Here is a 20,898-nt window from a genome sequence, read left to right on the forward strand (position 1 = left end):
CCTTATTTAAACTGTTTGAGAAAACGCAGATCATTTTCGAAGAACGCACGCAGATCCGTTACACCGTAACGCAACATCGTTAGACGTTCTACCCCCATGCCGAAAGCAAAACCAGAATAGATTTCAGGATCAAGACCAACATTATTCAGAACATTAGGATGAACCATACCGCAACCCAGCACTTCCAGCCATTTGCCATTTTTACCCATTACATCAACTTCCGCCGAAGGTTCTGTAAATGGAAAGTAAGATGGGCGGAAACGGATCTGCAAATCTTCTTCAAAGAAATTGGTTAAGAAATCGTGCAATGTCCCTTTCAGATTGGTAAAACTAATACTTCTGTCAATAACCAAGCCTTCCACCTGATGGAACATAGGAGTGTGTGTCTGGTCGTAGTCATTACGATATACACGCCCTGGTGCAATAACACGAATTGGTGGCTGTTGGTTATGCATAGTCCTAACCTGCACACCTGAAGTCTGAGTACGTAACAGACGCTTAGCATCAAACCAGAACGTATCATGATCAGCTCGCGCAGGATGATGCGCTGGAATATTCAATGCATCAAAGTTGTAATAATCATCTTCAATTTCAGGGCCTGATTCTACAGAAAAACCTAATTCACCAAAGAAAGCTTCAATACGCTCTATTGTGCGGTTAACCGGATGTAACCCACCATTTTCCATCCTGCGACCTGGCAGTGATATATCAATCTTTTCTGCTGCCAAACGGGAGTTCAAGACATCAGCTTCCAGTTTTTCTTTACGGGCATTCAGAACTTCTTGAATTTCCTGTTTAGCCTGATTAATAACAGCCCCTGCGGCTGGACGTTCTTCGGCCGGCAGATCACGCAGCGATGACATTTGGAGGGTTAAATGGCCTTTTTTGCCTAAATATTCAACACGCACCAAATCCAACGCAGCAACATCTTGGGCATCTTCTACGGCTGCTTTTGCTTTTGCAACCAGCTCAGCGAGATGTGGCATCGTTTTCCTCTTCCTTTGGCCTAACGGCCTGCTAATAATTATCGTTGATAACTTAATGACTCTATATACCTGCTTCTGTTTTTATTGTGATAAAAACAAAAAAGCCTCCACGATGGAGGCTCAGGCGCAACTTTTCGTTTCTTTTCTTACGCGCGAAGCCCCCTGGATTCAGGCGCTAAAGTAAAAGTAAAAAAAGAAGCGAAAAAAAGCGAACAACATAATATTAGTTCTCTCAATAATGGTATTTTTTTCTGATGGCGACACATTAGTAAGTCACATTTTTAAACAAAAGTAAAAGAGGGAGCTATGCTCCCTCTTACTACTCTAGCTTATACCAGAGCGCCTTTCGCTTTTTCAACCAAAGCAGCAAATGCTACTTTGTCAAACACAGCGATGTCAGCCAAGATTTTACGGTCAATTTCAATAGATGCCTTTTTCAAGCCATTGATGAAACGGCTATAAGACAGACCATTTTGACGTGCAGCAGCGTTGATACGTGCAATCCACAGTTGACGGAACTGACGTTTACGCTGACGACGGTCACGGTAAGCGTACTGTCCTGCTTTGATTACTGCCTGGAAGGCAACACGGTAAACGCGCGAACGAGCACCGTAGTAACCTTTCGCTTGCTTTAAAATTTTCTTGTGACGTGCACGGGCGACAACACCACGTTTTACGCGAGCCATATACTTCTCCTATCGTCTCTGAGTTCTAATCTAAAAAATTGCTTATGCGTATGGCAAACAAGCAACAACCAGGCCCAGATCACCTTTGGAGACCATGCCCTTTGGACGTAAATGACGTTTACGCTTAGTTGATTTCTTAGTCAGAATGTGACGAAGGTTAGCGTGCTTACGCTTAAAACCACCACTTGCAGTTTTTTTAAAGCGTTTAGCAGCGCCGCGTACTGTTTTAATCTTTGGCATTTTAATTTCCACTTCGCATTGTTAATTACAACGAATTAGTAAGGCGAACAAACCCCAACCAGACAAAACCAGCTGGAGTTTATTACTTGACTGCCTAACTATTTCTTCTTAGGAGCGAGCACCATGATCATCTGACGACCTTCAATCTTCGAAGGGAATGATTCAACCACCGCCAGTTCATCCAGATCGTCGCGAATACGGTTGAGCATTTCGACACCAATCTGTTGATGCGCCATTTCACGCCCGCGGAAACGCAGAGTGATTTTGGCTTTATCGCCATCTTCCAGAAAACGAACCAGGTTGCGTAGTTTGACCTGATAGTCGCCTTCATCTGTACCAGGACGGAATTTAATTTCCTTAACCTGAATAACCTTTTGCTTCTTCTTCTGTTCTTTGATTGACTTACTCTTCTCATAGAGGAACTTGCCGTAGTCCATGATACGGCAAACCGGCGGCTCGGCATTTGGGCTGATTTCAACCAAATCAACACCCACTTCCTCAGCTTTTTCAAGAGCTTCTCTCAGACTGACAATACCAATCTGTTCGCCATCTAAACCTGTTAAACGAACTTCAGAAGCGCGAATCTCTCCATTAATGCGATTAGGACGCGCCGTTTGAATTCTTTTTCCGCCTTTAATACCTTATTCCTCCAATTGATGAAGCTTACGACTGCGTATTTCTATAAGCAGTTTTTCAATGAACTCGTTAACGTCAATACTACCCAAATCTTTTCCGCGGCGAGTACGCACAGAGATTTTCCCTGATTCGACCTCTTTTTCACCACAGACAAGCATATAAGGAACACGACGCAGAGTGTGTTCACGGATTTTAAAGCCAATCTTCTCGTTTCTCAAGTCTGCTTTTGCACGAATACCAGATTCTTGGAATTTTTTTGCTAATTCCTGTACATAATCAGCCTGACCGTCAGTGATATTCATCACAACTACCTGCTGCGGAGCAATCCATGTCGGGAAGAAACCCGCATATTCCTCAGTCAGGATACCGATAAACCGTTCCAGTGACCCCAAAACCGCACGGTGAATCATTACAGGAACCTTACGTTCATTATTTTCACCTACGTAGGATGCACCCAAACGACTTGGTAGTGAAAAATCAAGTTGCACAGTACCACATTGCCACGCACGATCCAAACAATCATGCAAAGTAAACTCAATTTTAGGTCCGTAAAAAGCACCTTCGCCTGGCTGATATTCAAACTGAACACCATTTTCTTGCAGTGCCGCTGCCAGAGATTCTTCGGCCTGATTCCATTGCTCTTCAGTACCAATGCGTTTTTCCGGGCGCGTTGACAACTTCACAACGATTTTTTCAAAGCCAAAAGTACTGTAAACGTCGTACACCATCTTAATACAGTTGCTAACTTCCCGGTGAATTTGCTCTTCTGTACAGAAGATATGGGCATCATCCTGAGTAAAACCACGAACACGCATTAAACCATGTAATGCACCAGACGGTTCATTGCGGTGACAACTGCCGAATTCAGCCATGCGTAAAGGCAAATCACGATAGGATTTTAAACCTTGGTTAAAAATCTGAATATGCCCTGGGCAATTCATCGGCTTAACGCAATATTCGCGGTTTTCTGAAGAAGTGGTGAACATATGCTCATTGTAGTTTTCCCAATGGCCTGTCCTTTCCCACATCACACGATCCATCATAAATGGACCTTTAACTTCCTGATATTGATATTCCTTCAGTTTAGTGCGCACGAAAGTTTCTAGTTCACGAAAAATTGTCCAGCCATCGTTATGCCAGAATGCCATACCAGGAGCTTCCTCCTGCATGTGGTACAGATCTAGCTGTTTACCAATTTTACGATGATCACGTTTAGCCGCTTCTTCCAGGCGTTGCAGATAAGTATTGAGCTGTTTCTTATCCGACCATGCAGTGCCGTATATACGTTGCAACATTTTATTGTTGCTATTCCCGCGCCAATATGCTCCAGCGACTTTCTGCAATTTAAAATGATGGCAGAAACGCATATTTGGCACATGTGGGCCACGACACATGTCAACATATTCTTCATGATTGTACAGACCAGGATGATCATCACGACCAATGTTTTCATCCAAAATCTGTACCTTGTAATCTTCACCACGAACAACAAATGTATCACGAGCCTCTTGCCAACTTACTTTTTTCTTGATGACGTCATAGTCTTTTTTGGCAAGTTCCAGCATGCGTTTTTCAAGCAGCTCGATATCTTCCTGAGTCAAAGCGCGGCCAAGATCAACATCATAGTAGAAACCATTATCAATAACTGGGCCGATAGCCATTTTAGTATCTGGCCATAATTGTTTAATCGCATGACCCAGCAAATGTGCACATGAATGGCGGATAATTTCCAATCCTGCGTCATCTTTACTAGTGATAATTGCAAGGTTTGCATCTGAATCGATTAATTCACAAGTATCCACCAGCTCACCATTTACACGGCCAGCAATACATGCTTTCGCTAAGCCCGGACCAATATCACAGGCAACATCCATTACAGAAACAGCACGGTCAAACTGGCGTTGGCTACCGTCAGGAAGTGTAATAACAGGCATTTACAATCCTTATTTACAGTGGTGACCCACACGAAAGGTCACTTGAAGGAGTTTGATATTCAACTAAAATAACGATTTAAATTATTATCTAGTCAATCCATTAAAGTTTGGTACTAAAATTGGTACACAATATAAAAAGTGACTGCCTTTGATACCGAAACACGATGAAAATATACCACTAACAAACATTCAGGTCACGGCTATGTTTAGTTAGAAAACTAAAAGGCATAAAGAGTTAATAATCCGATATGTCAATAACACGATCATGGTCACGACTAAAAAGTCCACACTTTGATCTTGTTGTAGAATCGGATAAATACTGTAAATTTGATATTGAAATCAACATTAAAGAATGGCCGATAATATACAATGTAGAAAACCCATTAGAAATGAATCACCATTTTCCTCCGTTTGCTATTCTATCATTGTCAATGAACGATAAGCATTTTTTACTTTCCACAAATAGCGTGGAGCCTGGGCTGCCGGATGATTATCCTGAACATGCTGATAAAACTCATCCGGTGTCATACGATTTATTTTATTAACAGCTAACTGGCGATCTGTACTAAAAATGCGTAAAAGGGCACCAGCGCCATTTACGTAAGCAACAATAGTCGCGTAGTAGAGAGTCTCAGGGTTATTAATCCCTGCCAAATGCTGCTCTTTCAGAATGCTGATGTAAGCAGTGCCAAGATCAATATTAGTTTTAGGATCTTTCAACTCACGGATTGTCGGTTGACCAAGGCGCCCCTTCTGTCGATATACATCTCGCCCTGCTGTTGATGCTTTAATCTGCATAAGACCAATTGCATTCGATTTACTGACTACATCAGGGCGAAAACCTGATTCAACTTGAATAATCGCTCTGATAAGTGTTTCATCAACACCATATCGATTAGATGCCTGCTGAATAAATGTATCAAATGGTGTCGGGGGTAAATTAGAAGAAAACTTAGTTACAGCACCACCACTAAGCATACGTTGCAGGCCTGGTTGTTTACCGAGACTTGTTTGCTGGAGATTCTTTTCGGCACAACCTACCAATAGAACAATCAGTACTGCAATGCTGAATCTTGATTTCACCTTAAATAATCCTCTGGATCAGATTTATTAAAACGCAGCATATACAATTTCACTTACAACCCAAAAATATTTTTACTTAACTTTTAACTGTATTCGTGTTCATATCATATGAAATGACTATCGCAATAATCTCTGTTTCCAAACTTTATAACCTTGACTTTACTTAAATGATATTGATAATCGTTATCATATATATACTTATAACAAGTAAGGTTTGAACCGATGAAGAAAAAACTTTCTCTGCTCCCTTCTCCCATACTGGGAATGACTTTGATTCTCCTATCTATAGTTTTATTCAGCCAGCAAGTATCTGCCACTAAAAAATTCAAAGTCGTCACCACCTTTACTATCATTCAGGATATAGCACAAAATGTAGCAGGTGATGCTGCAATTGTTGAATCAATTACTAAACCAGGCGCTGAAATCCATGATTATCAACCTACCCCCAAAGATATTATTAAGTCCCAACATGCTGATTTGATTCTATGGAATGGATTGAATTTGGAACGCTGGTTTGAGCGCTTCTTTGAAAATCTCAAAGATATACCAGCAGTTGTTATTACTGACGGCATTCTACCATTACCTATCCGTGAAGGACCTTATAACGGAAATCCTAACCCTCACGCATGGATGTCGCCAACAAACGCCTTGGTCTATATTGAAAATATTCGCAAAGCATTTGTGAAATATGATCCTGAAAATGCAGAAAGTTATAATAGGAACGCCAAAGCCTACGCTGAAAAAATCGCAAAACTCGATTCTCCATTGAGAGAGCGTCTTTCCCGTATTCCACAGGATCAACGTTGGCTAGTTACCAGTGAAGGTGCTTTCAGTTATCTGGCTAAGGATTATCAACTCAAAGAAGTTTATCTGTGGCCAATCAATGCAGAAGAACAAGGCTCGCCACAACAAGTTCGTCATGTCATTGATACTGTAAGAGCAAATAAAATCCCAGTTGTATTTAGCGAAAGTACAATTTCTGATAAACCAGCCAAACAAGTCAGTAAAGAAACTGATGCCCGTTATGGTGGTGTTCTTTATGTAGACTCACTCTCTGGTAGTGACGGTCCAGTACCAACGTATATTGATTTGTTGAACAAAACCGTAGATACAATAGCAAAAGGATTTAATCAATGAATAGCAGTAAGCCGTTTGAACGTCCTCATTTAGTGGTTGATGATGCCACTGTAACTTACAACAACGGTCACACCGCTATTTATGATGCAAGTTTCTCCATCACTGGCGGTACTATCTGTGCGTTAGTTGGTATTAACGGTAGCGGTAAGTCCACATTGTTTAAGACTATTATGGGTCTGGTAAACCCATCTCAAGGGAAAGTTACCCTGAGCAATATGCCTGTTAAAAGCGCTTTAAAGAAAAATATCATTGCATATGTACCGCAGACAGAAGAAGTTGACTGGAACTTTCCAGTACTGGTTTCCGATGTTGTTATGATGGGCCGCTACGGCAAAATGGGATTTTTGAGAATCCCAGGTAAAAAAGATCACCAAACTGTTGATGAAGCTCTTGAACGCGTTGGCTTAACTGCCCTACGCAATCGGCAGATTGGTGAACTTTCAGGCGGACAGAAAAAACGGGTTTTTCTTGCAAGGGCTCTGGCTCAAGAAGGAAAAGTTCTATTACTGGATGAACCTTTCACCGGTGTTGACGTAAAAACAGAAAATGCCATCATCGACTTACTGTGTGATTTACGCGATGAAGGCCATCTGGTGCTGGTTTCAACACACAATCTCGGTAGTGTGCCTGAATTCTGTGACCATGTTATCCTGATCAACCGGACTGTTCTGGCCAGTGGCCCAACAGAAACAACATTCACTCAAAAGAATTTAGAGAGGACTTTTGGTGGAGTGCTTCGCCACATCAATCTATCTGGATCAGAATTACATGATGACGATGACCCACGTTCTCTAACTGTTATTACTGATGATGAACGTGCAGCAGTCTTTTATGGTCATAACCATCATATTCCGCCGCGGCAAACTCAGCAAAAGGAGAAACGCCAACCATGATAGAACTTTTGCTGCAACCTTTTCACTATAACTACATGGTAAAAGCTATCTGGGTTAGTGCTATCGTCGGTGCCGTCTGTGCCTTTCTTTCCGCCTATCTGATGCTAAAAGGCTGGTCATTGATGGGAGATGCACTCTCTCACTCGGTTGTACCTGGTGTCGCCGGTGCTTACGCACTGGGTCTTCCTTATGCTGGTGGCGCTTTTTTTACCGGCATGTTGGCAGCCCTGTCGATGACTCTTGTTCGTCATATTACTCGCTTACGCGAAGATGCGGTGATCGGATTTATATTTTCTACCTTCTTTGCTGCCGGCTTATTAATAGTTTCTCTCAATCCAACATCTGTTAACGTACAAACCATTATTCTTGGCAATATTCTTGGTATCGCTGATGAAGATGTTCTTCAAGTTGAAATCATCATTACAGTTTCATTGATCGTGTTAATGTTTATCTGGAAAGATTTACTCGTTGTGTTCTTCGATGAAACTCATGCACGTTCTATTGGCCTATCGCCCTTGAGGATGAAAATTATTTTTTTTACTTTATTAAGCGCATGTACAGTCGCAGCCTTACAAACTGTTGGCGCTATTTTAGTAATTGCAATGGTAGTGACTCCAGGTGCAACAGCTTATTTGCTGACTGACCGTTTTAAACGCTTACTGATAATTGCTATTGCCATTGGTGTCCTAACTAGTGCATTTGGCGCTTACTTAAGTTTCTTTCTCAATGGTGCTACCGGTGGCGTCATTGTCACGCTTCAAACAGTTATTTTCTTATTGACGTTCTTCCTTGCACCAAAACACGGGCTATTCGCTTCTCGTATACGTGCCAGAAAAGAATCCTCAGCATTAGCGAAGGAGACGCAATCATGAATGAGTTAATTCAGTTAATTACTGAGCCGTTTATGTTTCCGTTTATGCAACGGGCAATATTTGCAGCTATTGTAACAGGCGCTGTGTGTGCGATGCTCTCTTGCTATCTGGTACTTAAAGGCTGGTCATTAATGGGTGATGCTATCTCTCACGCCGTATTACCAGGGATTGTTCTGGCTTTCGCTGCTGGGATACCACTGGCTATTGGTGCATTTCTTTCTGGTATTTTTTGTGCTTTTGCAACAGGATATCTGAAAGAACATAGCCGAATAAAAGAAGATACCGTTATGGGAATTGTCTTTTCTGGTATGTTTGCTTTTGGTCTAGTTCTTTTTGCCCGAATGGATACCGACCAGCATCTTACCCATATTCTGTTTGGTAACATGTTAGGGATAACTAAAGATGAATTGAATCAAACACTATGGATTACCTGCATTACTATGATAGTAATTCTATTGAAACGCAAAGACTTCATGCTCTACTGCTTTGATCCTAATCAAGCGCGTGTAGTGGGATTGCCCATTAAGTTTTTGCATTACGGCTTACTTTGCCTGCTAGCAATGACAATAGTTGCTTCTTTACAAGCTGTAGGAATGATTTTGGTCATTGCAATGTTGATATCACCAGGAATCATTGCTTTCACACTATGCCGCAGCTTTGATCGGATGTTAATTGTCGCCGTTATTGCATCAGTCAGCTCCTGTGTTCTTGGTACACTTATTAGTTTCCACATTGATGGAGCAACGGGTCCGTGCATTGTTATTGTTCAAGCCATTTTCTTTACACTAGCACTGACTTATAGCCAAATAAAACTGGCAAGAATAAAATCCAAACGTAAAACGCATCAAATTTCTCTGAAAATTTCTAACGAGCTCAATCAATAACAAAAAGGGTTATATCTGTTTGATATAACCCCGTTAATCATCTTTTTTACCTGATCATATATTTTCTCTGACTATAATTGTTAATTGTTTATAAAGTGATTGAGGACTATAGAGAGGTGAACCATGTGGCAAGCAGTAAATCGTTTATTGAATGAGCATTTCGGTGTTGCCGAAATTCACAATAAAACTGAGTTAGTCGGGGGAGATATCCATCAAACTTGGCGGATTACCCATGGAGAAAGGCAAATTTTTATCAAATCTAACCAAAGGGAAATGCTTCCTGTCTTCAAAGCAGAATCAGAGCAACTTGAACTGCTGGCACGCAGCCAAACTATCCGTGTTCCAGCCATTTATGGTATTGGCTGTGATCGTGACTATAGTTTTCTGTTACTTGAATTTCTGTTTTTAAAACCTTTTGATCCTCACAGTGCTTATTGCTTCGGCCAACAACTGGCAAAACTTCATCAGTGGAGTGAGCAACTTCAATTCGGCTTTGATTTCGACAATATGCTAGCAACAACACCACAACCAAATGGCTGGCAACGACGTTGGCATCAATTTTATGCAGAGAAAAGGGTTGGTTGGCAATTACAAATTGCGGCGGAAAAAGGCATGATATTTGGTGATATTGATAATATTGTTCAAGCAGTAAGTAACAAACTGCAACATCACCATCCACAACCCTCTCTGTTACATGGAGATCTCTGGCCAGCTAATTGTGCTTCTCTAGATGATAACGCGGTTGTTTTCGACCCAGCCTGCTATTGGGGAGATCGTGAGTGTGATTTTGCGATGTTACCGTTATACCCTGACTTACCAATGCAAATTTTTGATGGGTATCAGAGCGTCTGGCCACTTCCCGCTAGCTTCATTGAACGACAACCTATATATCAACTTTATTACTTACTTAACCGATGTAACCTGTTTGGTGGTGATAATTTTGTTACAGTTCAAAATATTATTGATAATATTCTGTCCGAGAATAGTCAATAAATAAAGTAATCAGGCTGCGAAAACACTTTATTCCGCAGCAATAACCATTGGAGAACTTACTAACCTAAAATTTCCAGTATAAAATAAGCAATTACACCAACAATTATCGGTGAAATATATAAGATATAAATCTGGCTGAACAGTGTATGATGAGGAAGTTTAATTTTTGATTCAATCTGTTCCTTTGTCAGGCCATTGCTGCCTTTGGCTTTCTCAAGAATAAGCTGATCCTCAATATTTTCACGTATAAACTTCACCTGCCTATACATGCGTTGACCTGATGCTCTCATGGCGAGACCAATAAAAATAAGGAAATAGATAAGCAAGAACCCAAAAGTTGATCCTGTAAAACCAACCAAACGATCGGGCGTTGGAGAATTCTTCCAGAAGAAATCCAAGAATGGAGTATTAAAGCGAACCATTTCTGCCATCATCTTCAGAAAATCACCCAAAACCGCATTGATGCCATCACCTCTAATACCATGCCGACAAACAAGATTGATTACAGAAACAATAGTTGATACAAGTGCCGGAATAAAAATCACCCAACCCAAGACTCGCTTCATCATAGCGATATATCCGGCTTTCTGGTAAGTCATCGATATCTCCCTAGCGATAAATAGATTTTATTTTTGTTTAATCATAGACCATCAGTCATTAAATTTAACTTTATATTTAATTAACTAAGAACTTCTTACCATTTCCCATAAGAAAAAATTTCATCCATCAAGATTGCTACAATCAATTTTCGCTAACTACTATGACCAATGGGAGTACCCGATAGCCAACCTGTCACCCCAAGAAGCTTAAAAATACGTCAGCTAAGCTACATACAATTTACTCAAAAGTTTCAACCAAGTAGACCGCTACAATTATCTAAAAATCATTGAACAGAGGAAAGTAAATTCTTGTCATTGTGAGCAATAAGGGCCAAACAGCCCTTATTTCATTACCCTGAGGTTTTTTCAGGCAATTGCACGCGAACATTTATTACTCTTCCTTCTGGAATATCACATAGCTCACCATTATTGTAATAAATGACTTCGCCTGTTGCAGTTACTCCTTTGACACGCTTATTTTGAACGAACCCGGGAGCGTCTGTATTTTGACGATAATAGCACTCGATTATTATATCTCCGCTGGATGTATCTACATTTTCATTAACCCAAATAAGATTCAATCCGTTACTATCTGCTGGGACGATAGTACTACCATAAATTCCGCACTCACCATCTTTAGGAAAACCATTGTGGCTGCTGATATGATATTTCCCTGTCTCTCTCCGCTCGACAGCCATCCCTTCCGCTTCACGGGTTAGCTCATAAGTTCCGTCTGGACGAATATCTACAACCAGGCTGGATACTCTAAGATTGCCGTTAGCGTCGGGGCGTGCTGGAACCTGATTTTTCAGATAATAAATAGGAGTAACCTTTCCCTTAACTGCACCTTTAGACTTCTGACAACTCTGCTATTCTCAATAATCGACTAACAGTCGCATTAGCTGACGTAAAAGCATTTAAAATTATGTTTTGAGCATAAGGACCAATAAATATATAAATGAATAGAAAAAGCTTTAAAATCATTATTAGGATTCATATATTCCCCCTATAATTAAATAATATGATTTTATAATTAACATATTGAATCATCGTACAGATGACTTCTCACGATTATCTTCAACCGGAGTGTAGTTTGAATGAAAAATAATGGATCATTCTTATTTATTAAATTATTAACTATTTCTATATAATTGGTAGTAATAAGTAGTTCAACACCTTGGAATATAAAATATATTTAAAATTTATATTGAACAATGGATTCACTCCCTTTGTAAGTCTAATCTTGTAATAACTCTATGAAAAGTTACCTAGACTACTTAAGAAGAATAGGGACATAGAGAAATCTATTAATGAATTATCAACGCAAACACCTCAATGGAAACAGTTACAATTGATTCCTAGCGTTGGATAACCTATCGCCTCAACGTTTGTTACCTATAATGTACCATCAACTCATCATTTTAATGATCCAGTAACGCATATCATTTAACTATGACTTTAACTACCATTATCTGTTCAGACGGAAGTGTTTAATTGTTCATATAGTCGCCATAGCGTTCATATCTCATTCTGTCAAATAAAAACTTGATTAAATATTAACGTTATTTATTAATAAATAAGATATTTTTATTTTTCAACCTCTATCTTACCCGCATAAAACCCTCTATACTCGCCCACTGTATGGATAGACAGTCACCACCCAGAGGAACTTATGACCGCAGAAGGGCATCTTTTATTTTCAGTTGCCAGTATTATGCTGGCACACAAACTCGAAATAACACCAGAAATAGCTAATGGTGACTGGTTACATATGCTACCAGGGGTGCTTCTCACCGCCTTGTTACCAGATATAGATCACCCAAATTCAACCTTGGGTAAACTATTTAGGTTTATCTCCATACCAATCGCCAAATTATGTGGACATAGAGGATTTACTCATAGCCTACTTGCTCTCATATTAGGTGTCGCTTTATTTTGGCTAAAAATACCAGAAGAGTGGCCTATTCCAACTGATTTTTTCCATGCCATGATTGTTGGCTATTTAAGTCATCTGATCGCAGATATGCTAACTCCTGCTGGTGTACCATTGTTATGGCCAATAAAAATACGTTTCCGCCTACCGGTGCTTGGCAAGCAAGGAAATAAGAAAGCAGAAAGATTTATTTCTGCCCTACTGATTATTATTGCCATTTTCCTGCCAAGAAATATTGAATACTCTATATTCTTTTATATAGATTATATCAAGGAACTCTATTTTTAATGCTTTAACTGACTAAAATTAAATCCTAATCACCCAATTTGTTATATCAAATTCGATCTAGTTATAAATAGAAATGATTTAAACTGATATTATATTCCCCAACTGCTTGTTGTAATGTGTTCGTTTGCAGACTTACACGATTCAATACAGCTTATTACCTAACTAATTGAATTCTGGAGTTTGGGAATGAATTTATCACTCATTCTGAATGTGCTCGTTTTCGCAGCACTGCTTTTGCTATTGTCAAAAGCTAGTTCACATCAATGGAGTCTGTCGAAAAAAGTTCTTATCGGCCTTGCCATTGGCGTTATTTTTGGCTTGACATTACAACTCATTTATGGTCCCGATAATGCCACAGTGAAAGAATCGATATCATGGTTCAACATTGTCGGCAATGGTTACGTACAACTTCTACAGATGGTAATTATGCCTCTAGTATTTGCCTCTATTCTGAGTGCAGTTGCCAGATTACATAAAGCATCTTCTTTAGGAAAAATTAGTTTCTTGACCATCGGAACGCTGCTGTTCACGACAATGATCGCAGCATTCATCGGTATCATTATTACTAACCTATTCGGCCTGACTGCTGAAGGTTTGGTTCAAGGAACCCAAGAAACAGCACGCCTGTCTACCATAGAAAACAACTATATAGGCAAAGTCTCTGACTTGTCTGTGCCACAATTAATTTTGTCTTTTATTCCTAAAAACCCATTTGCTGATTTAACGGGTATCAATCCAACTTCTGTTATTAGTGTTGTTATTTTTGCAACCTTTTTGGGTGTTGCTGCCCTGCAAATGCTGAAAGATGATCACAAACATGGTGAACTAGCATTAGTCGCTATTGATACGATGCAAGCATGGACAATGAAATTAGTTCGCCTGGTCATGCGTCTGACACCATATGGTGTCATGGCTCTAATGACTAAAGTTGTCGCTAATTCTAACATCCACGAAATCGTGAAACTGGGCAGTTTTGTTATCGCATCTTATGTTGCACTCACTTTGATGTTTGTGATTCACGGATTTTTGCTCTCTTTTACTGGTATCAATCCAGTAAAATTTTTCAAAAAAATCTGGCCAGTGCTAACCTTTGCATTCACCAGCCGTTCAAGTGCTGCCAGTATTCCGTTGAATGTTGAAACACAGACACTCCGTATCGGTGTACCTGAGTCTATTGCCAGTTTCTCAGCATCTTTCGGAGCAACAATTGGTCAGAATGGTTGTGCCGGTATTTATCCTGCCATGCTGGCAACCATGGTTGCTCCAACAGTAGGGATAAATCCATTTGACCCTGTGTGGATTGCAACACTAGTCGGCATTGTAACTATCAGTTCTGCTGGCGTTGCCGGTGTAGGTGGAGGGGCTACATTTGCTGCACTGATTGTTTTACCCGCAATGGGATTACCTGTAACGTTAATTGCCCTGTTGATTTCTGTTGAACCTCTTATTGACATGGGCCGCACAGCCTTGAATGTAAGTGGTTCAATGACCGCAGGTACAATTACCAGCCAATTGATGAAACAAACTGATACAACCATCCTCAATCAAGAAGAAGAAATTGAGTTAAATCAGGTATAATTTAATCTTCAAAAGCTGGGGGAAACTCCCAGCTTTTTATTCTGTCCACTAGATTATTTATTCAGGTATTGCCCATTACGCAGTGCTTCAATACGTTTGTCTAATGGTGGGTGAGACATAAAAAGCTCACTGAATGTCTTAGATTTCCCATTAATACAGAACGCCATCATACTGCCTTCTTCTTGCGGTTCATAACTGGTTTTCAGACGTTGTAAAGCAGCAATCATCTTCTCACGGCCCACCAACTTGGCAGAACCTGCATCTGCGTGGAATTCACGGTAACGGGAGAACCACATAGTAATAATACTTGCCAGAATACCGAATACTATTTCCAACACCATCGAAACGACCATGTAAACAATCGGATTACCAGAATTGCTTTCTTCTTCATTTTCATTGTTACCAGACAGAAAACTTGATACAGCCTGAGCCAACAAACGGGAAATAAAGATAACAAAAGTATTTACTATCCCTTGCAACAAAGTCATGGTCACCATATCACCATTAGCAATATGGCTAATCTCATGAGCGATAACAGCTTCCGCTTCTGCTCGACTCATATTGTCCAATAGGCCAGTACTGACAGCTACCAGAGATGCATTACGGCGCGCTCCGGTAGCGAATGCGTTAATATCAGGCGCAGCATAAATCGCAACCTGTGGCATAGCAATATTGACTTGTTCTGCCTGACGGCGAACAGTTTCTACTAACCAATGTTCAATTTCATTTGTTGGCTGTTCTATAACCTGACCACCAACAGAACGCAGAGCCATCCATTTGGACATCAGCAGAGAAACAAACGCTCCACCAAAACCGAACAGACCAGCCATAATCATTAGACCCTGTACACTACTTCCCTGAATTCCTGTCAGAGACAGTATTATCCCAAACACCAACATAACAGCAAGGTTGGTGAGGAGGAACAAAGCAATTCGCATCATAAAAATAGGCTTCCTTTATTAATAATCAATACACTTCAGAGCTATCCTATAAATAAGGCTATTCTTGCTATATTCAAGGTTTTTAACTCTTCAAACGATAAAACCAACACAACTTTACAAAACCACAAAAAACCAACATCAGCCTAACACTAATTGGTTAAGCAAAATACTTTGACACTAGGTAACACAAGGGAATTGTGAAACAGCTCATCCTTCCCGAAAAATAAAACCGTCTCAAAAAGGGTCGCTTATATATCGAAAGCCCAACACCGTTCGCTCAAAGCATCTAAGATGAACGGTATTGGGCATTATTAAGCTAGTTATTTATATTGCTCTACTTAGATTGAGCTAACATTTTCTCAGCAGGCTGATGTGCTAAATCAAGCGCAATCTTCGCTGATTCATCAAGATAAGGATCAGGTCCTTGATAATCCTTAGGTAAATCATCCAATGAAGCTAATGGTTTTTTACCTTCTCGTTTAAAGCGATCATTAATCCGGTTCAATTTCAGAACCTCGTCTTCTTTATTCTCTTTCTCTCTTTGTACATAGTTCAAAGAAACGATATTTTTACGCTCTTTCATCGCCTTATAGTGAGCAATATCCTCATTGATATACTTAAATTCTGGATCATCTGCAATACGGGCATTATGAGCCACATTTAACTGCGGAACTAACGCGGCAATAACTTTAGACCCCGTATAACGGGCGGGAGGAATACTATCCCAAGGCAAAGCATTATCTTCAAAACTCTCGCCTGTTTCTGCCGGATCAACTCCAGTTGGCATTACAATATCAGGTGTCACACCTTTACGCTGAGTACTACCACCATTTACACGATAGAATTTCTGAATTGTATACTGGACAGAACCCAACGATGGCCAATCAGGGCGCATCATTTGATCGTAAATACGACTCAAAGAACGATATTGCTGAACAGTCCCTTTACCGAAAGTTGGCTCTCCAACAATCAAAGCTCGCCCATAATCCTGCATAGCTGCGGCAAAAATCTCAGAAGCAGAAGCACTGAAACGATCTACCAGCACAACCAAAGGTCCTTTATAGTACACCACTTCATCAGTATCAGAGTCCTGACGAATTTTCCCGTTATTATCCCTGACTTGCACTATCGGGCCACTTGGAAGAAACAGGCCAGACAAAGAAACCGCCTCTGTCAGTGCACCACCACCATTGCTACGCAGATCTATGACAATAGCACTAACATGCTGCTTAGTCAGTTTTTGCAATTGAGTTTTAACATTATCAGTTAAGCCGACATAAAAACCCGGGATATCAAGCACCCCTACTTTTTCTTTACCGATTGTCTTCACTGACATCTTCACTGCCCGGTCTTCCAGACGGATCTGTTCACGAGTTAAAGTGATAGTACGTGGTTTCGCCCCTTTAGTATCAGAAATAACCTCAAGCCGCACTTTACTACCTTTAGGGCCTTTAATCAGTGCAACCACATCATCCAAACGCCAGCCAATAATATCAACCATTGACTTCCCTGATTGACCGACACCGATAATCTTATCTCCCACTTTTAGCGCTTTACTTTTAGCAGCAGGACCACCAGCAACCATAGAATTTATGACAGTGTAGTCATCGTCTATCTGTAAAACAGCACCAATACCTTCAAGGGACAGGCTCATCTCTGAGTTAAACTGTTCAGTATTGCGTGGTGAAAGGTAATTGGTATGAGGATCAATCTCACGAGCAAACGCAGTCATAATCAGTTGGAAAACATCTTCACTCTGACTTTGTGTCAGACGCTTTAACGCAAACTGATAGCGCTTAGTCAGCACTTCTTTAATTTCTTTATCATCTTTACCTGCGAGCTTGAGATTAAGCCAATCATATTTAACTTTAGCATCCCAAAGCCTATTCAGTTCTTCTACACTCTGTGGCCAAGGGGCTTTAGACCGATCAACATCAATTGTATCGTTGTCATCAAAATTCATTGGCCGCTCAAGCCGAGATAAAGCATACTGATAACGCTCAAAACGGCGTTTCTGTAATAGATTAAACAGGTCATATGGGATTTCCAGATTCCCACTTTCCAATTCCTGACCTAACAATTTTTTCTTATCCGCATACTCAGCTACATCTGACGCCAACAATATATTATGGCTGTAGTCCAATATATTGAGATAACGGTCAAATATTTTTACTGAAAAATCACCATCTAAACTAAATTGACGGTAATGGGAACGAATGAAGCGGGATGTTACCCGCTCGCTCACAGTGGAATGCTGAGGTTCTTGCTTCAATATAGGCAGCTGTTCAATACGAACAGGAACCGCTGCTGGACTGTTTGTATTTGCATAACAAGTACCAAAAATTGAAACGCCTAAGACAAAAGCCAGTCTGACGAATTTGTTCATGCCTAGGTTGGCCTCCGTATCAGAACTGTAAATGTTCTGCGCGTACAATCATTGCCAAACCAGAAGGCAATTGTACCCGTACACCATCTTTAGCGATTTCAAGCACAGAGGCATCCATCGAGCTTTTACCTACTCTCACTTTAATTTCCTGACCAATTTTCAGCGTTGAAACATCAGCAATCTGAGTCGGTGCTGGTTGGCTAGGTTTAGCGGCAGGTTTATGTGCTTGTTTCTGAGGACGACTTTGTTGGCGTGGCTGCCGTTTTTCTCCTTCAGTATTATTAGCACGGCGACGAGGAGTTGACTTTTTAGTTGCCGGTCGCTCATTTTTTTCACCGTCAACTGTATTTTCAGCTTCACGTTTTTTGGCTCTTTGCTCTGCACGCTGTACCTGAACCCGTGCTTTGGCTTCAGTCAGTTGCTGAAGAGCATGCTCAATATGCTCTGCTTCCAATTCACCACATGAGTTACCATCAAGATCAACACGCTGTGCCCCTTCTTTAACACCATACAGGTAACGCCAGCTTGATGTGTACAAACGCAAGGCGGAGCGCAATTGTGTTTTACTTAAACATTCTTCGTCCTGAATACGTTCAACGATATCCTGAAAGATACCAATTTTTAAAGGACGAGCTTCACCTTCAGCGACGAAACAGAGCGGAAAGCGCTCAGCTAAAAAAGCAATGATTTCTTTACTACTATTCAACTTAGGTTGATTTTCCATGAAATTTCCTGATTACAACGGTTTTGCCAACCAGCATAGGCATGAACTGGCGTCATTATAATAGCGTTGCTGATAAATGCCACGTCATCCATATGTTAAGTTACATTCAACTCAACATATTTCGGCACAACGCACTGTTCTAAATGAGCACAGAGCCCATCAATAAGGGCTTGTAAGCCAAATTCGTCTTCTTCATCAAACCGATCAAAAATCATACTATCAATATCCAATACACCAATGATTCTATCGTTAACGATCAACGGCAACACAATTTCAGCGTTACTAGCAGCATCACAGGCAATATGACCAGGGAACTCATGAACATCATTAACACGTTGAATTCGCTTTTCTGATACAGCAGTTCCGCATACCCCCTTACCAACAGGTATTCTGACACAGGCAACCTTTCCCTGAAATGGTCCCAGAATCAATGTATCACCATCAATCAGATAAAAACCGGCCCAGTTAACGTCATGTAGGCGTTCATACAACAATGCACTAGCATTGGCGAGCGTTGCTATTAAGTCATACTCTCCAGACAACAAAGCTTTTAAGTCTCCAACCAGATCTCGATAGAACTCATTTTTATTCATATTGACCTATCCGATAAAATTTACAAAATGCATCTCTATTTTTATATCAAAAAAATATCAAATGCCCATAACAATAAGGTTAACAGCCTGTTCCACTGACGTAAATTTTTTACTGTCTCTGTTAAGATATTCTTTATTATATTTATTGCTCGTTTATCAAGGTTAGCGAGATATCACGCTCCTGATCAAAACATCAAAAGGTGCAGCCAATAAGAAGTATAATGCACCAGTAAGAGCCGCTATACCCTTTTACAATAAAAATTAGACTGTATTCTGCCCACATTTTATCTAAGCGCAGACCAGTAGAGTAACGAAAAACAAAACATTCAAACAATTTATCCGTAGAATTATTAGATTTGCCCTCTGTCATTAACACTTTTGGCTCCGAAAATTATACTAAAATAAAATATTTCCTACTGAATGTGGAAAAGTCCAAAGAATGACGAAGATGAAAAAAGCAATATTACAAAACTAAGTTTTAGTACAGATAGTTATAACAGCAATATCATCTAACGATTATCCAATTCTGGAAATATTATTACTGGCAATCTCAGTCATTTGATCTATTCTCAAATGATGGCCTTACTGGTCGTACCTGTTAATTAAAAAATTAAGGAGCCATCATGAAACAGACAAAACTGAGAATTTCCAGCTACGAAATTGATGATGCTATTCTGTCTCCACCTTCTGCAGGAGACGATACTACTATTAGTATTCCTTGCAATTCTGATCGCGAACTTTGTATGCAGTTAGATGGCTGGGATGAACATACCAGTATCCCCGCCTTACTAAACGATAAACAAATTCTGTTATACAGAAAACATTATGACAGACAAAACCATGCATGGATTATGAGGGTGGTCTGATGTCCACAAAACTTCTGACAAAAAAAGGCCGAGTTGACTCCTCTACTCGGCCTAGGGAAAATGGCTCTTAAGAGCCGTGCGCTAAAAGTGTCATTGAGACGTAAAACAACTTACAACTTAAAGCGTAGCTGACATATTACATTTAAACAACTTCTTGGATAATAAACAGCCAAGAATGACACTCTTAAGTCAAATGTCACGCTACGCAGCTTAACTCAATGACATTACTTTCTATTACCCACTCTTTTCATCACCCACTCTTTTCATCACATAGTGCTAAAGCTGCTCTCTGGAATGGTTCTATACTCATTTTTTGAGTCGGATTTTTACTATCATCTAATAGAATAATATCCAAAGAATTAGCATTCACCTTCCCTGTCCTGACCATCTCTGTGGCTATATCATTTAACGGGTATTGCACCAAAGTACTTGGGTTAATCACAAACAAAGCCCTATTTGCTCTGCAATTCAGCATCACTTCTTCTCGAGTAAATGCCCATTTATCACCAAATTGCAGCTTACTCACCGTTTCAATAGGCGCCGCAACATTTTGAAAAGATAGACATAATAAGGAAAGTAATAAAAATAAACGTTTCATAATAGTTACCAATGTGTAGATATAAGGACAAACGAAACGAATCATCCT

At 40.2% G+C, this 20,898-nt stretch carries 21 protein-coding genes and 1 other annotated feature; of the genes, 8 read left to right on the top strand and 13 right to left on the bottom strand.

What is annotated here, in order from left to right:
* Positions 1–2: 2 nt before the first annotated feature.
* From pheS to BDD30_RS02150, 6 genes are all read right to left on the bottom strand, one after another.
* Positions 3–986: a phenylalanine--tRNA ligase subunit alpha gene (gene pheS / locus BDD30_RS02125; RefSeq protein WP_015834009.1), complete on the bottom strand. Its 984-nt coding sequence runs from the start codon at positions 984–986 to the stop codon at positions 3–5.
* Between the two features lie 94 nt (positions 987–1,080).
* Positions 1,081–1,211: a sequence feature (Phe leader region), on the bottom strand.
* 104 nt (positions 1,212–1,315) lie between these two features.
* Entirely contained in the window at positions 1,316–1,672 is a 357-nt protein-coding gene (gene rplT / locus BDD30_RS02130) for a 50S ribosomal protein L20 (protein WP_015834008.1), read from the bottom strand.
* Positions 1,673–1,714: 42 nt separating this feature from the next.
* Entirely contained in the window at positions 1,715–1,912 is a 198-nt protein-coding gene (gene rpmI / locus BDD30_RS02135) for a 50S ribosomal protein L35 (RefSeq protein ID WP_006118955.1), read from the bottom strand.
* 98 nt (positions 1,913–2,010) lie between these two features.
* The gene (gene infC, locus BDD30_RS02140) at positions 2,011–2,550 is read right to left on the bottom strand and encodes a translation initiation factor IF-3 (protein WP_071823701.1); all 540 of its coding nucleotides are present in this window, start codon (positions 2,548–2,550) and stop codon (positions 2,011–2,013) included.
* Between the two features lie 3 nt (positions 2,551–2,553).
* The gene (thrS, locus tag BDD30_RS02145) at positions 2,554–4,482 is read right to left on the bottom strand and encodes a threonine--tRNA ligase (RefSeq protein ID WP_015834006.1); all 1,929 of its coding nucleotides are present in this window, start codon (positions 4,480–4,482) and stop codon (positions 2,554–2,556) included.
* 414 nt (positions 4,483–4,896) lie between these two features.
* Complete coding sequence (locus BDD30_RS02150; protein WP_015834005.1) at positions 4,897–5,565, bottom strand: transglycosylase SLT domain-containing protein; 669 nt, start codon at positions 5,563–5,565, stop codon at positions 4,897–4,899.
* A 222-nt stretch (positions 5,566–5,787) separates the two neighbouring features.
* On the opposite strand from BDD30_RS02150, the gene BDD30_RS02155 reads away from it, so the two are divergent.
* The 5 genes from BDD30_RS02155 (at position 5,788) to BDD30_RS02175 (ending at position 10,344) form a co-directional block, all read left to right on the top strand.
* Positions 5,788–6,702, top strand: a complete 915-nt coding sequence (locus BDD30_RS02155) for a metal ABC transporter substrate-binding protein (protein WP_015834004.1) — start codon at positions 5,788–5,790, stop codon at positions 6,700–6,702.
* A complete protein-coding gene (locus BDD30_RS02160) occupies positions 6,699–7,595 on the top strand; it encodes a manganese/iron ABC transporter ATP-binding protein (protein ID WP_015834003.1) in 897 nt (298 codons plus the stop codon). The genes BDD30_RS02155 and BDD30_RS02160 overlap by 4 nt, the downstream gene beginning before the upstream one ends.
* On the top strand, positions 7,592–8,467 hold the full coding sequence (locus BDD30_RS02165; RefSeq protein ID WP_015834002.1) for a metal ABC transporter permease: 876 nt from the start codon (positions 7,592–7,594) through the stop codon (positions 8,465–8,467). The genes BDD30_RS02160 and BDD30_RS02165 overlap by 4 nt, the downstream gene beginning before the upstream one ends.
* Positions 8,464–9,351, top strand: coding sequence for a metal ABC transporter permease (locus BDD30_RS02170; protein WP_015834001.1), 888 nt, complete (start codon positions 8,464–8,466; stop codon positions 9,349–9,351). The genes BDD30_RS02165 and BDD30_RS02170 overlap by 4 nt, the downstream gene beginning before the upstream one ends.
* 123 nt (positions 9,352–9,474) lie before the next feature.
* Positions 9,475–10,344 (top strand): fructosamine kinase family protein, encoded by an 870-nt coding sequence (locus tag BDD30_RS02175; protein ID WP_015834000.1) that lies wholly within the window; start codon positions 9,475–9,477, stop codon positions 10,342–10,344.
* A 59-nt stretch (positions 10,345–10,403) separates the two neighbouring features.
* On the opposite strand, the gene BDD30_RS02180 is transcribed toward BDD30_RS02175, so the two are convergent.
* The gene (locus BDD30_RS02180) at positions 10,404–10,943 is read right to left on the bottom strand and encodes a YniB family protein (RefSeq protein ID WP_015833999.1); all 540 of its coding nucleotides are present in this window, start codon (positions 10,941–10,943) and stop codon (positions 10,404–10,406) included.
* A gap of 350 nt (positions 10,944–11,293) precedes the next feature.
* Positions 11,294–11,764 carry a phage tail fiber protein gene (locus BDD30_RS02185; protein WP_446934261.1) on the bottom strand — a complete coding sequence of 157 codons (471 nt, stop codon included), beginning with the start codon at positions 11,762–11,764 and terminating at the stop codon, positions 11,294–11,296.
* A gap of 851 nt (positions 11,765–12,615) precedes the next feature.
* On the opposite strand from BDD30_RS02185, the gene BDD30_RS02190 reads away from it, so the two are divergent.
* Entirely contained in the window at positions 12,616–13,164 is a 549-nt protein-coding gene (locus BDD30_RS02190; protein ID WP_015833997.1) for a metal-dependent hydrolase, read from the top strand.
* 186 nt (positions 13,165–13,350) lie between these two features.
* Entirely contained in the window at positions 13,351–14,742 is a 1,392-nt protein-coding gene (locus tag BDD30_RS02195) for an L-cystine transporter (protein WP_015833996.1), read from the top strand.
* Positions 14,743–14,795: 53 nt separating this feature from the next.
* Here the strand turns inward: BDD30_RS02195 and htpX are convergent, their stop codons facing one another.
* The 4 genes from htpX to BDD30_RS02215 all read right to left on the bottom strand — a co-directional run bounded on the left by htpX (position 14,796) and on the right by BDD30_RS02215 (position 19,386).
* Positions 14,796–15,683, bottom strand: coding sequence for a protease HtpX (gene htpX, locus BDD30_RS02200; RefSeq protein ID WP_015833995.1), 888 nt, complete (start codon positions 15,681–15,683; stop codon positions 14,796–14,798).
* A 334-nt stretch (positions 15,684–16,017) separates the two neighbouring features.
* Positions 16,018–18,069 (bottom strand): carboxy terminal-processing peptidase, encoded by a 2,052-nt coding sequence (gene prc, locus BDD30_RS02205; RefSeq protein WP_015833994.1) that lies wholly within the window; start codon positions 18,067–18,069, stop codon positions 16,018–16,020.
* 19 nt (positions 18,070–18,088) lie between these two features.
* On the bottom strand, positions 18,089–18,793 hold the full coding sequence (gene proQ / locus BDD30_RS02210) for an RNA chaperone ProQ (protein WP_015833993.1): 705 nt from the start codon (positions 18,791–18,793) through the stop codon (positions 18,089–18,091).
* 95 nt (positions 18,794–18,888) lie between these two features.
* The gene (locus BDD30_RS02215) at positions 18,889–19,386 is read right to left on the bottom strand and encodes a GAF domain-containing protein (RefSeq protein WP_015833992.1); all 498 of its coding nucleotides are present in this window, start codon (positions 19,384–19,386) and stop codon (positions 18,889–18,891) included.
* A gap of 623 nt (positions 19,387–20,009) precedes the next feature.
* On the opposite strand from BDD30_RS02215, the gene BDD30_RS02220 reads away from it, so the two are divergent.
* A complete protein-coding gene (locus tag BDD30_RS02220; protein ID WP_015833991.1) occupies positions 20,010–20,252 on the top strand; it encodes a DUF1480 family protein in 243 nt (80 codons plus the stop codon).
* A 250-nt stretch (positions 20,253–20,502) separates the two neighbouring features.
* Here the strand turns inward: BDD30_RS02220 and BDD30_RS02225 are convergent, their stop codons facing one another.
* A complete protein-coding gene (locus BDD30_RS02225) occupies positions 20,503–20,850 on the bottom strand; it encodes a YebY family protein (RefSeq protein WP_041381791.1) in 348 nt (115 codons plus the stop codon).
* Positions 20,851–20,898: the final 48 nt, after the last annotated feature.

The sequence above is a fragment of the Photorhabdus asymbiotica genome (genome assembly GCF_003634575.1).
GTDB classification, from domain to species: Bacteria; Pseudomonadota; Gammaproteobacteria; order Enterobacterales; family Enterobacteriaceae; genus Photorhabdus; species Photorhabdus asymbiotica.